General features: G+C 44.0%; 19 protein-coding genes and 1 pseudogene. 4 read left to right on the top strand and 16 right to left on the bottom strand.

What is annotated here, in order from left to right; translation table 11 throughout:
• Positions 1-29 precede the first annotated feature (29 nt).
• Positions 30-425, bottom strand: coding sequence for a hypothetical protein (locus JCM19039_RS27405; RefSeq protein WP_307190262.1), 396 nt, complete (start codon positions 423-425; stop codon positions 30-32).
• Positions 377-1,399, bottom strand: coding sequence for a YjiH family protein (locus tag JCM19039_RS13625; protein ID WP_307190261.1), 1,023 nt, complete (start codon positions 1,397-1,399; stop codon positions 377-379). The genes JCM19039_RS27405 and JCM19039_RS13625 overlap by 49 nt, the downstream gene beginning before the upstream one ends.
• A gap of 79 nt (positions 1,400-1,478) precedes the next feature.
• Here JCM19039_RS13625 and JCM19039_RS22205 point away from each other — a divergent pair.
• Positions 1,479-2,413 (top strand): annotated as a pseudogene (locus JCM19039_RS22205) (arsenic resistance protein).
• A gap of 40 nt (positions 2,414-2,453) precedes the next feature.
• On the opposite strand, the gene JCM19039_RS13610 reads toward JCM19039_RS22205, so the two are convergent.
• Complete coding sequence (locus JCM19039_RS13610; RefSeq protein WP_042428085.1) at positions 2,454-3,692, bottom strand: dicarboxylate/amino acid:cation symporter; 1,239 nt, start codon at positions 3,690-3,692, stop codon at positions 2,454-2,456.
• A gap of 292 nt (positions 3,693-3,984) precedes the next feature.
• Between JCM19039_RS13610 and JCM19039_RS13605 the strand changes: the two genes are divergently transcribed.
• Complete coding sequence (locus JCM19039_RS13605; RefSeq protein WP_042428083.1) at positions 3,985-5,478, top strand: BCCT family transporter; 1,494 nt, start codon at positions 3,985-3,987, stop codon at positions 5,476-5,478.
• Here JCM19039_RS13605 and JCM19039_RS13600 read toward each other — a convergent pair.
• From JCM19039_RS13600 to JCM19039_RS13585, 5 genes are all read right to left on the bottom strand, one after another.
• Positions 5,475-5,822, bottom strand: coding sequence for an NUDIX domain-containing protein (locus JCM19039_RS13600; protein WP_238545063.1), 348 nt, complete (start codon positions 5,820-5,822; stop codon positions 5,475-5,477). The two genes, JCM19039_RS13605 and JCM19039_RS13600, sit on opposite strands and share 4 nt — an antisense overlap.
• Before the next feature lie 1,211 nt (positions 5,823-7,033).
• Positions 7,034-7,180, bottom strand: a complete 147-nt coding sequence (locus JCM19039_RS24470; protein WP_193744244.1) for a hypothetical protein — start codon at positions 7,178-7,180, stop codon at positions 7,034-7,036.
• 83 nt (positions 7,181-7,263) lie between these two features.
• Complete coding sequence (locus tag JCM19039_RS13595; RefSeq protein WP_042428078.1) at positions 7,264-7,905, bottom strand: thioredoxin domain-containing protein; 642 nt, start codon at positions 7,903-7,905, stop codon at positions 7,264-7,266.
• A gap of 415 nt (positions 7,906-8,320) precedes the next feature.
• Positions 8,321-8,590, bottom strand: coding sequence for a hypothetical protein (locus tag JCM19039_RS13590; RefSeq protein WP_042404027.1), 270 nt, complete (start codon positions 8,588-8,590; stop codon positions 8,321-8,323).
• Between the two features lie 214 nt (positions 8,591-8,804).
• Positions 8,805-9,257, bottom strand: coding sequence for a DinB family protein (locus tag JCM19039_RS13585; RefSeq protein ID WP_042428075.1), 453 nt, complete (start codon positions 9,255-9,257; stop codon positions 8,805-8,807).
• 140 nt (positions 9,258-9,397) lie between these two features.
• Here JCM19039_RS13585 and JCM19039_RS13580 point away from each other — a divergent pair, with 140 nt between their 5' ends.
• Positions 9,398-10,126 (top strand): 1-acyl-sn-glycerol-3-phosphate acyltransferase, encoded by a 729-nt coding sequence (locus JCM19039_RS13580; protein ID WP_052398802.1) that lies wholly within the window; start codon positions 9,398-9,400, stop codon positions 10,124-10,126.
• On the opposite strand, the gene JCM19039_RS13575 is transcribed toward JCM19039_RS13580, so the two are convergent.
• The 6 genes from JCM19039_RS13575 to JCM19039_RS13550 form a co-directional block, all read right to left on the bottom strand.
• Positions 10,091-10,285, bottom strand: coding sequence for a hypothetical protein (locus JCM19039_RS13575; protein WP_042404026.1), 195 nt, complete (start codon positions 10,283-10,285; stop codon positions 10,091-10,093). The genes JCM19039_RS13580 and JCM19039_RS13575 overlap by 36 nt on opposite strands.
• A gap of 7 nt (positions 10,286-10,292) precedes the next feature.
• Positions 10,293-10,865, bottom strand: a complete 573-nt coding sequence (locus JCM19039_RS13570) for a TIGR00730 family Rossman fold protein (RefSeq protein WP_042428072.1) — start codon at positions 10,863-10,865, stop codon at positions 10,293-10,295.
• 40 nt (positions 10,866-10,905) lie between these two features.
• The gene (locus tag JCM19039_RS13565; RefSeq protein WP_042428069.1) at positions 10,906-11,709 is read right to left on the bottom strand and encodes a hypothetical protein; all 804 of its coding nucleotides are present in this window, start codon (positions 11,707-11,709) and stop codon (positions 10,906-10,908) included.
• Between the two features lie 55 nt (positions 11,710-11,764).
• Positions 11,765-12,409: an HAD family hydrolase gene (locus tag JCM19039_RS13560; RefSeq protein WP_042428066.1), complete on the bottom strand. Its 645-nt coding sequence runs from the start codon at positions 12,407-12,409 to the stop codon at positions 11,765-11,767.
• Positions 12,406-13,128: a class I SAM-dependent methyltransferase gene (locus tag JCM19039_RS13555; RefSeq protein ID WP_042428063.1), complete on the bottom strand. Its 723-nt coding sequence runs from the start codon at positions 13,126-13,128 to the stop codon at positions 12,406-12,408. Before JCM19039_RS13555 ends, JCM19039_RS13560 begins: the two co-directional genes overlap by 4 nt.
• A 163-nt stretch (positions 13,129-13,291) precedes the next feature.
• Complete coding sequence (locus JCM19039_RS13550) at positions 13,292-13,648, bottom strand: VOC family protein (RefSeq protein WP_042428060.1); 357 nt, start codon at positions 13,646-13,648, stop codon at positions 13,292-13,294.
• A 182-nt stretch (positions 13,649-13,830) separates the two neighbouring features.
• On the opposite strand from JCM19039_RS13550, the gene JCM19039_RS23880 reads away from it, so the two are divergent.
• Positions 13,831-13,974 (top strand): lmo0937 family membrane protein, encoded by a 144-nt coding sequence (locus tag JCM19039_RS23880; RefSeq protein WP_152549159.1) that lies wholly within the window; start codon positions 13,831-13,833, stop codon positions 13,972-13,974.
• A 25-nt stretch (positions 13,975-13,999) separates the two neighbouring features.
• On the opposite strand, the gene JCM19039_RS13545 is transcribed toward JCM19039_RS23880, so the two are convergent.
• Positions 14,000-14,335 carry an HIT family protein gene (locus JCM19039_RS13545; RefSeq protein WP_042428058.1) on the bottom strand — a complete coding sequence of 112 codons (336 nt, stop codon included), beginning with the start codon at positions 14,333-14,335 and terminating at the stop codon, positions 14,000-14,002.
• Positions 14,332-15,192, bottom strand: coding sequence for a serine hydrolase (locus JCM19039_RS13540; protein ID WP_042428055.1), 861 nt, complete (start codon positions 15,190-15,192; stop codon positions 14,332-14,334). Before JCM19039_RS13540 ends, JCM19039_RS13545 begins: the two co-directional genes overlap by 4 nt.
• Positions 15,193-15,195: the final 3 nt, after the last annotated feature.

Below are 15,195 nucleotides of genomic sequence, written 5' to 3'. Positions count from 1 at the left end.
ACATGACGAAACTCGATCTTCTATTATACTTAGAATACGATAAAGTGAGCAATGAGCACAACAATCGGTAATGTGATGATCGTACGAATAATGAATAGCGCGAGCAATTGCCAAAAGTTCACTGGAATCTTCGAACGGATAAGCATCACACCGATTTCAGACAAGTAAATGAGTTGCGTCAACGATACCGCACCGACAACAAAGCGGGTCAACTCGCTTTCAATTCCACTTGCAAGAATGGCCGGCAAGAACATATCGGCAAACCCAACGAGAAGTGCTGGCGCCGCTTGTGCCGCCTCTGGGATTTGCATCCATTCCAATACCGGGACGAGCGGATAGGAGATCCACTGGAAAAACGTTGTGAATTCCGCAACGATCAGGCGAGTGTACCGATCGCCATCACGATCGGTAACATGCCTAACCAAATATCCACCGCATTGTATACCCCTTTCTTCACAATGTTCGTCGGCTTGTCCGCACCATCGGCCTTGGCAACCGCCTTCGTCCACGCCCATGAAAACGTTGACGTGTCTGTTGGAGCCTCCTCTTTAATTTGCTTTCCCACCGGCTCATAATATTCATTTTTCATCCATGAAAGCGGCGGGATCCGTGGGCAAATGACCGCTGCTACAAACACACCAACGAGTACGGTTGCGTAAAACGGCAAAAACATCTGTTCAAGTTGGAGTAAGGACGCAATAATTAAAGCAAAACCAATGCTTGTGATCGTAAAGTTGGTCACAATGACCGCTGATTCTTTCTTAGAATAATAGCCATTCTCATACTGATCAATTGTAATAAGAATGCTTACCATATTATTTCCCATCCACGAAGCAACAGAATCGACAGAAGCACGTCCAGGCAGTTGAAACAAAGGACGCATCACTTTATTCGCCATCGTTCCTAGCCATTCCATTAGCCCATAATCGACGAGCAACGGCAATAGCATACCCATAATAAACGTCCAGACAGCGAGTGTCGGCAACAAGTTCGTTAATACTTCACCGCCAGTAAATTCGCTTAGTAAAAACGCCGGGCCCCACTGAAAGTACACCATGACAGCAAATGCCGCACCGACAAGTCGCATGACGAGCCATATTGGATGGACAACGAAAAGCGGATGCAGCTTTGATTGCATAAGCCATTCCGGTTTTGCAACCGTCGCTAAAAGAGACGCCACGCCCGAAAACAATAACACAGCCACGAGCAATTCCACGATGACCGGTTCGGTCCACGCCAATACGGCATCCGCCATTACCGCAATAAGGACTAACCATTGACCATCCGCTCCGACCGGAAGTGGGATGAGGAATAACATCGCCCCTATCATCGTTGGAATCAAAAATTTCATCTTAGAATATATCGATAACGTTTCATTTGTTGATGTCGTAGAATTCATTGTGCTCCCTCATTTCTATTCATTAATATACAACAATTAGGATAAGTATGCAATTGTAAATTGTTGTATAATGAAAACTATGAACAACCTCAATAAATTCCAGACACTTTTTATTCTACTTGCCATCCTACTTGGACTTCTGCTAGGGCAGTTCTCTGCTGTCGAACAGAATGCAGACGTTTTCATTGTGCCCGCTCTTGTACTGATGCTTTACGGACTGTTTCTCTCGATCCCGTTACAGTCTATACGTGCGTCGTGGCAGAGTAAAACGTTTTTGGCAACATCGATTGGGATCAACTTTCTTTGGTCCCCGCTGCTCGCATTCGGTCTCGGTGCACTATTTCTATCAGACCATCCAGCACTTTGGATCGGTTTCATCTTGCTCATGGTCACACCTTGCACAGATTGGTATCTGATCTTTACAGCGATGGCCAAAGGGAACGTTACCCTTGCCACATCTGTTCTGCCAATGAATTTACTATTACAAATCATCTTACTTCCTATTTATATACTCGTTTTTGCTGGAAGCTTCCAGCTCATCTCTTTTGAAACCTTACTATCGAGCATCGTCATCGTCTTCGCGCTCCCTTTTCTCGCAGCGGGAGTGACTCGTTTCTTTCTGTCAGAAAAGAAGGTAGAGGGATGGATACGCGTTTGGATGGTGCCCAAGTGTATTTTCTCATGATTGCGATTGTCGCAATGTTTGCGTCTCAAGGGAGCCTGTTGGTTCAAAGTATGGAAGTGATCGGTCTATTATTCATTCCCATCGTTCTCTTTTTCATCGTTAATTTCTTCGTAGGAAAATGGACGAACCGGCTTTGTCGGTTTAATTATGCCGATTCTGTGAGCTTACAAATGACGATTATTGCGCGCAACTCCCCAGTAGCACTTGCGTTCGCTGTCGCCGTATTTCCTGACACTCCCCTCGTCGCTTTGGCACTTGTGATTGGGCCGCTAATCGAGTTGCCAATTCTCGCCCTCCTCGCCCGCGTGTTGCTCCGTTCGAGAGTATAAAAAAAACGTCCACACTTCATGAGTGAGGACGCTTTTTTCTTTATGCTTTTTCTTCGTCAAACGTTTCTCCACGATTTTTTTCCATCTTTGTAATGACAACAGAAGCTGCTGCATCACCGGTAATATTCACGGCAGTACGTGTCATGTCTAGAATACGGTCAACGGCAAGGATGAGGGCAATGCCATCGAGCGGTATGCCGACGGACTGTAGCACCATGGCAAGCATAATAATACCGGCACCAGGTACACTAGCCGTTCCTAAACTTGCGAGTGTCGCGGTTAATATAATCGTGAGTAGTTCCGTAGCGCCTAAATCAACAGCGTACACTTGGGCAAGGAAAATGGTAGCCACCGCTTGCATGATTGCGGTTCCGTCCATGTTAATCGTTGCACCGAGCGGTAACGTGAAGGAGCTGATTTGTTTAGGCACGCCTAAGTTCTCTTCTGCGGACTTCATCGTCACTGGCAGTGTCGCACTGCTGCTCGACGTACTAAACGCGACCGCCATTGCCGGCATAAACCCTTTGAAAAACCATAGAGGACTTTTCTTCCCCCAGAAGAAAACAATTCCCCCGTAAACGACAAGCATTTGAATGAATAATGCCAGTACGATGGCTAGCATGTACATAAACATCGACTCAAGTGCATTCCAGCCGAGTTCTCCGATGGCTGAAGCAATGAGCGCGAATGCACCAAATGGGGCAAGCAACATGACAATCTTTACGAGCCAGATCATGACGTCGTTTGCTTGTCTAGCAAGGTCGAGCAACCCTTTCGTCTTTTCACCGAGCATCGCAATTCCAAATCCGATTAAGAGGGCAAAAACAATAATTTGCAGCATTTCTCCAGATGCTAACGCTTCTACTGGGTTAGAAGGAATAATGTTAATGAGCGTTTCCATCACTGGTGGCGCTTCGTTCGGTTCATACCCTTCCATGTCTTGCTGCATGAGACCTTCTGTACCTGGTTGAAGTAGGTACGCAACACCAATCCCTATGCCTAGCGCAATCGGTGTCGTTAGTAAGTAAAAGCCCATCGTAAAGCCGCCAATGCGGCCAAGTTTTTTTACATCGCTCATGCTCGCTGCACCTAAAACGAGTGAAAAGAACACGAGCGGAACGACGAGCATGGAGATCGCTCGTAAGAAGATGTCCCCGATCGGACTAAGCACGTAGTAATCAATGTTTGAAAATGCATCTTCTGAAAGAAATGCATTTAAAGAAAGACCGACAACAAGGCCGGCGATTAAAGCAATAATAATTTTTTTCGTTAAACTCATTAAAAGTCCTCCCCTTACGCACGACAAAGACCTATCCTAAAATATTTCTTAATCGTTTCACAATATAATCTTTTCTGTTAAATCGATCATAAGAGAACGAAGTGCTTTTCTTTTGAACAGTAGATACATCATATTATGTAGTGAAAGTGTTTGTCCACATTTTTTTCTAAGAATTACGCAAAAAATATTTTCTGAATATAACATAAAATTTGTTTTGCCCCGTGACAACTAGGGTATAAAAGGGTAAGGTCTGAAATGTTATTTCAAATACATTCATCTCAAAGGAGTTACAATGGGACAAAATAAGAGAATTGGTCCAGTCTTTTATTTATCAGCTACGATTATTCTACTGATTGTTATCTTCGGTGCGCTTAATCCTAGTATGCTCGAAACCACAACCGCTCATGCGCAAGACTTTATCTCTCAAGCATTCGGCTGGTATTATCTGATTATTGTATTTATTTTTGTGATCATTTGTCTTTTCTTTATCATTGGGCCTTACGGTAAGATTAAATTAGGGAAAGATACAGACAAACCTGAATTTAATTATATAACATGGTTTGCGCTATTGTTTAGCGCTGGGATGGGAACAGGCCTCGTATTTTGGGGAGCTGCAGAACCGCTTTCTCATTACCTTATTGATGCCCCGACAACGACTGAAGGTTCAGATGCTGCCGTATTGGATTCCATGAGTCACGTGTATTTCCATTGGGGCCTACACGCTTGGGGAATTTATGCGATCGTGGCGATTTGCCTGGCTTACTTTAAGTTCCGGCTAGATGCTCCAGGTCTAATTAGCGCTACACTTTCACCATTAATGAATACGCGCGGCACGACAGGAAAAATCATTGATGTTGTAGCAATTATCGCAACCGTTTGTGGCGTTGCGACAACGCTCGGTTTCGGGGCGACACAAATTAACGGTGGGTTGACATTTATGACAGGAATTGGAGAAAGTTTCCTATTTCAAGTGCTCATCATTATCGTGATCACAGCGTTATTTTTGCTATCCTCTTATACAGGCATTCATAAAGGCATTAAATATTTAAGTAACACGAATATGTTGCTCGCCGCTTTCTTACTTATTTTTGTCATTATTACGGGGCCGACACTTTTTAACCTAAACATTCTCACCCAGTCATTCGGTCAATACCTACAAACCATCCCGGAGATGAGCTTTCGTGCCGCTCCCGATAATAGCGATTTACGCGCTTGGACAGAAGACTGGACGATTTTTTATTGGGCGTGGTGGATCGCTTGGGCTCCTTATGTAGGCACGTTCATCGCTCGCGTATCCAGAGGCCGGACCCTTCGTGAGTTCACCGTTGGTGTGTTGCTCGTTCCATCAATTTTAAGCTTTATTTGGTTTGCTTTTCTCGGTGGAACGACCATTCACGCTGAACAAACATTGAACCTAGGGTTACATGAACTTGCAACCGAGGAAATGCTATTTGGCGTTCTGACTATCTTGCCATTTCCAACCATTATGTCGATTTTGGCAATAATATTAATTGCCGTATTTTTTATCACATCTGCCGATTCGGCGTCGTTCGTTCTCGGCATGCACTCGACAAACGGTTCAACGAATCCACCGACACGAGTCAAGATGACATGGGGGTTACTTCTATCAGCAATTGCTACGATTCTACTCTACTCCGGCGGTTTGCAAGCCCTTGAAAACACGATGATTGTCGCCGCTTTTCCTTTTTCAATCATCATGATTCTAATGGTTTTGTCACTGTTTAAAGCGTTGAAAAACGAAAAACGCAAACGCACTTCTTCTTAATGAAGAATGCGTTTGCGTAACTGAATGAGACCAGGCTGTAATTTATCGGCTAATTTTAGCTCTTCGCCTTGACTAAGAGAAACCCATTCATAGTCATAGAGCCAACCGTTATCTTTATCATTACTTTCAACAATGACTTGAAATGCATCGCGTGATTGGCCGTTAAAGTACATATGATAGTTATGCCGAATAATTCGCTCACCTGTCGTTCTTGAAATATATTCGTTATCCCCTAAGTAGGATATGATTTTAACATCAGTGAGATCAGCTTCTTCTTTCACTTCACGAAATAGAGCCGTTTCCAAATTCTCGCCAGCATCGACGGTTCCTCCTGGAACTTCCACTCCAGCCAAGTTGTATCATTGGACGTCATCGTCAACAACTGCACATCTTCGTTCACCACTCGCGTTATATACGCCGTTACTTTCTGCTGAGACGCGTCATTCCTATCATGCCTTTCTATCGTCATCCTCACATTATAACATGTTCGAACGTTTAAAACGGTGACTGAGAATCGTGAAGTTCCACACGTGTACCCGTGATTTATCGTGACGCAAAGAACATCACTGCATTCTTGGAAAAAGATTGCCCAAAATCCCATCGGCGTCGGAAAGGCGCCCGCGACTTACGGGTAAACGCCAACTTGTAACTATATAGAATGAACGTTACATTTTCCTAATTGCGCAGTTTGTTGTTGCTTTTCACTGCAGGCGAATGCTTGCAGTCCAGACTATAAGTGCAACATCGGTGGCTAAAAGACAGCCACCGTGTTTCCTTGACACTCCAGAGCATAAGGGCAACATCGGTGGCCAAAAGGCGTCCACCGTGTTTTCTTGACACTCCAGAGCATAAGGCAACATCGGTGGCCAAAAGGCGACCACCGTGTTTCCTTGACACTCCAGAGCATAAGGGCAACATCGGTGCCCAAAAGGCGACCACCGTGTTTTCTTGACACTCCAGAGCATAAGGCAACACGGTTCACGTTCCTGCCTCCTGGCTAGAGGTCACTGAAAAAGAGAAATTAAAAATCATATAAAAGTGTTTCGCTTGATATAAATGAAGAATTTTCAGCAGGAATCCCCACATAGATCTAGCCCATACGTCGAGTTAACGAGTCACTTAAGAAGAGACACGTTAATTTTTCAGCGCCCTCCCTGGCTACGGTGTGTGGAAAGAAGTCCAAATGCCCCATATATTCATTAATGTGACACTTGAGAAAGAAAAATCATGATTTTAAACGTGAATGCGCACATAAACGGTGTCAACTGTCACAAAAATTGCGATTTGTGACAGTTGCGTGCCGAAAGTGCCCGGTTTGAGGGTTGGATTGTCACATATGTGACCGGCCATCACATGCTTGTGCCAGGTGGTGAGCTCGGTCACAGCTTTTACCCTTCGGCAAACGTTTTACGTGTTGCCCGCAACCTTTGCAGTGAGGAACAACGATCGGCAACGATGTTGTCGAAGTGCAACGAGATGAATTTCAACAGACAATATGCAAGCACTCACCCGCAAAGACCCATTTCGGTCATCCAATTCAGTGAATTTCTTTCGTTCAACTTATATAGACGTAAACCGCAATTCGTTTCTCTACCTCTTTTATGTGACCATTCAGGTTAAACACAGTCGGAACTGTTTTTTCGGCGATTCGATCTTCTACATCGAGATCGACCCGAACGCCAAAAGCGTCGACCGATGTCATACGGATGCTCGTGAGTAACGAGCATCCGTGCGCAGCAAAGATCAAGCACGAACAGGGACAATTTAACGTTTGTCAAATCCAATTCACAGTTCAGATTCGATCGTTTCATTTATTAATGTTTCGTCAAATGGATCTTCAATGAGCGTTCCGTTAATTATAATCGTCGGGGTCCGTTCAACATTGTATTCTTGAACAAGATCAATATCTTGTTCGACTTCTTCTTGATATGTCTGCTCAACGAGGTCGCTAGCAAGTTGTGCAACATCAATATCCGCTTCAATATCTTCCGCAATACCGAGTAACACTTCTGCACTTACCCATTCTTCATCATGGGCAACGTTCTCTGGTTGGAAGTCGTAAATCGCTTTGTGATACTCCCAAAATGCATCGGGATGACGATCCCATACCGACTCGCTAGCCAATGCCGCAAGAAGTGACTCTCCACCGTGAAATGGCGCGTGAATGAAGGCGAAATTTGCGTCACCGGTTTGGATGTACTCTTCGTACAAGTTCTCAAAAACCGTTTCATCCCATACTTTACACGCTGGACATTTGTAGTCCCCAAATTCAATAATGGTCACATTTGCCTCTTCATCACCAAGGATTGGCTGTCCTTCAAGCAAAAGTTCCGTAACATTTTGAGTGCCTCCAGACGAATTAAAAAGGAGAAATCCAGCAACGACAAGCACAATAACTCCTACGGTAGATGTGACTAACCATTTCATATGTACACCACTCCCTCTCGTCCATCATACCCGTTTCACCATTCTTTGATAGCCTTTCGTTTGACAACTTTTTTACATGTGAATTTGTAAGGTGAAATAATGATTTCACTCAATTTGATACGACCTTATTCTTCGCAAGCCGCGTGATTCAAACTTAAGGAATAAAAGAAGACAGTCGTTCGTCGGTCTGTTTCCATAAACGTGTCTTTGGAAACAGACGTCCATGGATTGGAACAAAAACGAGGCCAAAACGGGAATAGTGGGTGATTTTGTTTCCAATCCAAGCTCTTTTGGAAGCAAAAACGGTCTCACACAAGCACGAACAGAGAAAATAAGGAAAATCTACCGTTCAACACCTCTATCTTACCCAGAAGCTCACAAAAACAGCCGCCCATAAAGGGGCGGCTGTGAGTTGTTAGTTTGCGTTTTTTAAGTTTGCAGGCTGACATGTAACAATTAATACGTCAGCATCGGTATCTGTGAATTCGTTGAGAGTAACCGGAATATCAGTGGTCGCAGGATGATGATCCATGGCAAAACGCATGAGTGCGTAATCTCTGGAACATTCTCTCCAGTCTTCAGGCCCGTTCTCCCATACTCTTTTCTTGTAGATACTCATTGCCTTATTTTTCGTTGGCGCTTTAATCAAAGCATAAAATGGCGCAAAAAACTCGAAGTATTTCATCCCTAATCCCCCAACATTACAGTCTCGCGCTACTGCAATTACAGCTTATGCAGCCAATACGTAATCCGGCCATAACTATGCCCAGCAGCACGGAAATCGGGCTCTCGTCGAAATCAATGTGACATTTTATCGACAATCTTTATTTGTTGAGCCGGAGATTACGATACTCCTATTTTCAGGCCATGTCAATACCTTTTTAAAAATCTGTTTGTCGCTATTCGTTGCTTAGGAATTCTTCGATCTGTTTCATGTGATGTTGATCGTGTTTCGCAAACATTTTTGCGAACGTTTCAACGGAAAATTGCCGTTTGCCATCACCAATTGTAAACCGTACATTCGGGTCAATCGCTAACAACTGACTGATTAGTTTCTTTCTCGTTGTAAGAAACTGATCAAGACTCGTTTTCACATCGAGGTTTTTGCGCATTTCAATTGCCTCATGATTAAACGTATCATGATCAGGAAACGCCGATAACCGCGCACCTTCCTCAATCGCAGGTACCCATTCGCTAAGAATGTGCGTGTCCCAAGACTCTAGGTGACCAACCACTTCGCGGACTGACCATTTCCCTTTTCTCATCGGTTGGATGAGTTGATATTCTCCAACTTCATACAGCTTTTCAATCGCTACCATCGAGTTCGTTAAAGATGCAAATGTCTGTGCCATCGAGATCCTCCAATATACGAAATGTATACTTTTATTTTAAATGAAAATTCTGTTATTTACTAACGTTTTGCCTCGCCCTTTACGCATGGATTAAAAACAGGATATAGTACTAGCGTAGAACGAACGAGGAGTGACACACCATGAGAACGATTTTCGCCTATGGGCACGCAGCACTATTTTTACTTTTGATCATTCCTAACATGTTTTGGCTTCGTCGTAAGCCTAGCGAGCAGGCATATAATGAAGCAAACCGCTTGACCAAAAAATTATCAGATCGAACGTTACGCATCGCAAACACCGATGTAACCGTTTATGGCCAACACAACGTAAAGGAAAGCGAGTCGTATTTATACGTTTCCAATCACCAAGGTAACTTTGACATCCCGCTGCTTTTGAGTCACGTGAATATTCATTTATCCTTTATTGCGAAGAAATCATTGCAGAACGTTCCGTTGTTCGGCACGTGGATGACGTATAAGCAATGTATCTTCTTGGATCAAGAAAAACCACGTGAAGCCATTCGAAAATTAAAGGAAGCAGGCGAGATGGTTCAAGCTGGGAAGTCGGTATGCATTTTCCCCGAGGGTCATCGCAGCAAAGGAAATTTCTTAGGAGAATTTAGCAATTCAGCGGCAAGAATCTCAAAAAAGATCGGCATCCCCGTTCTGCCGATCACGATTGATGGTTCTTATAAAATTTTGGAAGAAAACAACGGGCAAATAAAACCCGCTCGGGTGAATATTCACGTCCACCCTCCTTTGAATCCTAAACAATACGGGACGACTGCCGAGTTTAACGAGGTGATCGAAAACACCATTGCCGCACCTCTACGGCTAGAGAAAGAAAAGAATGGCAATCACCAACACTAAAACAATCGGGACGACGACGGTGTACATTAACGTGAGTAGATTGAAACTACTCTCGCTACTATACCGGTCTTCCCCTGGGTTTTTAGCGATGGCAAGTGTGACGCCAATCGTAAGCGCAGAACCAATGAGTAATAATAGAATAAGCCAACCGTTTACCATGAAATAATTACTCCCATTTTGACACCGGTTTGACGTGGTGATCTTCGACGATCTGAATAAGCTGGTCAGGGGAATCGGCGACGAGGATCGTATCTCGGTACTCCGGCTTCATGAATCCTTGCTCAATCGTATGCTGGAGCATCTCAAGAAGCGGATCAAAAAAACCATTTACATTTAAAATGCAAGCGGGCTTTTCATGATAGCCAAGTTGTGCCCATGTGAACACTTCAAACCACTCTTCTAACGTCCCCGCACCTCCTGGAAGTGCGACAAACGCGTCGGCTAACTCGGCCATCTTCGCTTTACGCTCGTGCATCGTCTCAACCATATGAAGCTCTGTGAGCCCTGCGTGCGCAATTTCAACATTCGTTAAGCGCTCAGGAATCACGCCATATACTTTACCGCCTTTGGATAAACAACCGTCCGCGACTGCACCCATGCAACCGACTCGTGCACCACCGTAGACGAGTGTCTTCTTTTGTTCTGCAAGTCGCTCCCCAAGCTCGCGGGCGACGTTCATATAAATCGGATCGGTCCCTGAACTAGATCCGCAAAAAACTGCCAGTGATTGGACATTCATTGTTGTAGCCTGCCTTTATCTCTCATTTCGTACCATTTTATCATGATCTGTTCTTAAATTCATTTTCACACACTTCTTCCAACCAGCTGTTCATGAACTGAAGAAAGTTAGGGTCCGTCCACAAAGTCAATGCCCGCTCTTCCCCTAACCGGCCGATCTCAGTTGCCACAAACTGCTCTCCGATGACATACCCTAATCGCGGAATCTGAAATTGTTTACCACCACGAATGGAAAACCATTCTCGAACCATTTGAGTACTTGACTCCTGTTGTAGATCATGTAAGAACGCACGGGCGATACTCGGAAGCAGCGTCAACGATTTATTGTAGCCATCATCTTGCTGCGCGTCGAATGAGAAATACATAAAATGAGGGAGACCCGTAACGATTTGTTTCGAAAAATGCATCGCCGCTCCTTCTTGAAAAGCGGAGATTCGTGGATCATGCCACATCCTCTCTCTCCAATCGCACCCTTTTTGATCCGTAAGCATATGGTGAGCAACATGCCCAAGTTCATGAGCGACGATTATTGATAGACTCTCTTTATCTGCGGGTAACTGTTCAAGTGCGAAAGTTATGTTTGGGACAACTTCTCGCTCTGCATACGCATTTGAGCCATAGACGCCGACAATCAGCTGCACAGAAATCGGAAATACGAGGTTGTATTGCTCTTCATACGCTCGGGCTGACCGCTCAATAATCGGAATAATTTCTCTATGCACACGTTTGATGTGGTCAATGGAGTATTCCGATAGCGCCAACTCTTTTTGTTCTATCGTGTTTTTGCAATGATATTTTCGGTACGTTTTAAACGTATCGGAAAATGCACGCTGATAGTTGTGCAAAACGCAAGTGACGGTTCATACAAGCTAACAAAAAAAGGTACTGTATCGAAAATCTTCATTCACGTCGACTCGCTTCAAACTGCTCAAGATCTTTGAGCGTGTGCCATACACGAACCGTTTGCTCATCAAATTGCTCTGTTTGTGAAACAGGTAACCATTGAACCGCAGCGACTTCTGTCCCCGCTCTTCTCCCAGCTTCTACATCAGCCGAGCTGTCACCAATATACATCGTTTCAGTGGCCTCAACACCTAACACCTGCATGGCACGTTCGATCCCTTCAGGATGTGGCTTAGGCTGACGCACCTCATCTCCGGTAATCGTGACATCGAAAAACGTCTCTAATCCAACTTTTTCAAAAGTGAGATCAAAAGCTTTTCTTCCTTTTCCCGTCACGATTGCTAACCGATAACCTGCTTCTTTTAGCGAACGAATCACACGAATGATCTCCTCATCTGGGTGAATATACAACTCGTGATCCCGCTCATAACAGCTCAAAAAATCATGAACCGCTTGCTCTTTCTGCTCGGTTCTCAAGTGTTTTCGTAAAATGTCCACTTCAGTCGGACCGAACATTCCGATGATTTCATCATTTGTTATGTCTCGATTGTCAAATTTTTTAAATACGCGCCGAAAGCAATCAAAACATAATGGCAACGTATTCGCTAATGTCCCATCGAAATCAAAGATAAAAGCCTTCATATTTCCACCCCTAAGTCTGCCACACAGATCATTTCTGTGTACTCACTTTTTATCGTTTTATCAGGTTCGTGCAGCAAATCCGCTTCAACACGCGCTCTTCCTTTTTCATAATCACGATCATTCAATATCGACAAGATAGGATAATTCCTTGCCTCTAAACGCTCCACAATCTCCGGCAAAGAGAGCACTTCCACGTGATGATTGATCGTCATTTGCACTTGAAAATTTCGGTCCTCTAACTCCTGAACGAGCCGATGTTTCGTCCAATACCGTTCAAAATCAATCGCATATGCCTCCGGAAAGTAGTGATAGATCCACCATTGTTTCATATCTTCAGGAGAAGTATTACCGATCGTCAGTCTGCCATTATCTTTCAATACGCGGTGCACTTCATCTAAGGCTTGCTCTTTTTGAATGAAATACTGAAAAGCATCGTACATCGCCACATAGTGAAACCATTCTCTATCATAAGGGAGGTCCTCTGCATAGCCGTGCCGATAGATAATTTGCGATGCTCGACCGTTTGCCTGCTCTAATAAATATGGGGACGAATCCACACCGTGCCAGTTCATCCGTTCTTTCGCAAAGTTACCCGACTGTTTAATCAAGTAATCCCCCGCCCCACAAGCCAAATCTAATATGTTGTACATCTTTTCTTCTGTATTTTTTATGTATTCTGATAAAAAAAGATCTACAGGATGTTCAAACGTATCTTCCACAAACGTTCACTCTCTTTCATGACGAATCTCACCTTACGAAGTGAGTTACAGCCGTATTTATATACTGCTTTTCGTCAAAAAACTACAAAATCCTGCTTTCTTCGCACAATTCCTTTGTCAAGATCGAACGGGACGATGAACAAGGCATCGTTCACCTCGTCCATTACATCCACGCAATCGCTTCCCATAAGTGGCCATCTGGGTCTTCAAAAAGGGCTGCGTAACTAGAAGCATCCTTCTCTGGCCATTGTACAACTTGCCCTCCTGCAGCGACCACTCGTTGCAAAATCGCATCAACGTCATCTGCAAATTCAGCAGCATGGGTAAGCATCATCTGACTCGCTTTTGCTCCCACATTTTCTAATAAAACGAGCGAGAGGTCATTCTCAAAAAAGAACGCCACATGATCTTCATGGATAACCATCTGTTCATGTGGAATTTCAAACAACCGTCGATAAAACTCAAATGAGCGGGAAAGATCATCCACAAAGATCGTGACACTTGAAATTCTTGGCTCCAAATTAAATCCTCACTTTCATCCTTTTATATCACGTTTATTGTAGCGAACCTGCCTGATGAATAAAAGTCATGAGCACCCCTATCGATGAACGTTTGAGAAATTCCTTGTAGAAATAAATAATGCATTCTATTGGACACCTTGTCATACAATCTACAAATTGGACAACGAGAGGAGGACATCGTATGCTCTGGACATTAATTCTTATCCTCATTGTTTTATGGCTACTCGGCTTTATTGGAAGTTTTGGCGGCCAATTAATCCACGTTTTACTCGTCGTCGCACTCATTGTATTGATCGTACAGCTCGTTACGGGTCGAAGATTATAGCCGAAAGGGAAACCTTTTGGCTTTTTTACTTTTTGTGAAGCGGTTCTCCAAAATACACATGCCAGTGCAAATGCTTCGAGTCTTGGTAGTTTCCGAGGTTGGTCAGCACTCGGCACGCCCCGTATTCTTCTTTCACTTTTGCTGCAACGACCTTCACCACATCCATCATTTGCAACAAAATCACATCATCCGCTTCTTCAAGATCGAGTAATGAGCCGATGTGGCGTTTCGGGATAACAACGATATGTACGGGGTAATAAGGTTTCGTATGATAATACGCCAGCACAAGCTCTGTTTCATACACCTTATTTACTTCCGTGTTGCCACTTAGCACTTCATCGCAATAAAAATCTTCAGTCAATGTAAATCTTCCCTTCTCTTCAATAAATAATCCACAACGTCACCAATGAAACCTTCACGTTGATGCCTGCCTGAATTATGGTTCGTCAACACAATCGCACTAACTTTCGTCTTGCGGTCAAGCACGACCATCCCTTGGAAACCCTCTCCCCATCCAAGTGAATTTACAACATCTCCTTCGAAAAATATACCTAACCCCGCCCACGGTGCTGACGGTAACGGTGTGCACATTTGAATGAAAAGCTCTTCATCTCTCCCCATCAGTTGAGCAGTCATTTGTCCAAGGTCGGCTGCTGTCGTCCACAACCCTTCAGCCGCGTGAAATGAAGGGTCTGGCAATGGCATTTGTCTTTGATCTTCGTTTACCAAAGTCCCGTGCACTAAATCCAAATCTTGACGGATAGGGAAACGGCTATTTGACATCTCATATTCATCAAATATGTAGGACTCTACCAATTGCCGATACGGTATTCCAAACCTTTTTTCAAGGTATTGTTGGATGAAACAATAATTGCTATCTGCATATGCAAATCTACGTGACTCTGTATACTGTAGCGACTGGCTTGAAAACGGCTTCGATGAATCATGTCCGGGAATATCTTGAAGACCTGTCTGATGGACGAGTAATTGCCGGAGCGTACAGCCACGAACTACGTGCACATCGAGATCCAACTCTCCAAACTGCTCCAGCTTGACGACGAGCAACGCCGTCATCATTTTGCTTATTGAACATGCGTGAAACAACTGGTAATCAAGTGCACCAATCGTTAAACTGGATACTTTCCCGTGTGTACACGTGCTTAAACTAACCGCAGGAACCCCATACTTGTCCATCTTCCCTTTAATATTGTTGATCATAAC

The organism is Geomicrobium sp. JCM 19039 (genome assembly GCF_000698145.1).
Taxonomy (GTDB): domain Bacteria; phylum Bacillota; class Bacilli; order Bacillales; family Marinococcaceae; genus Geomicrobium_A.
The sequence above is the reverse complement of the archived record's forward strand: the minus strand, read 5'-3'. Positions and strand labels throughout refer to the sequence as shown.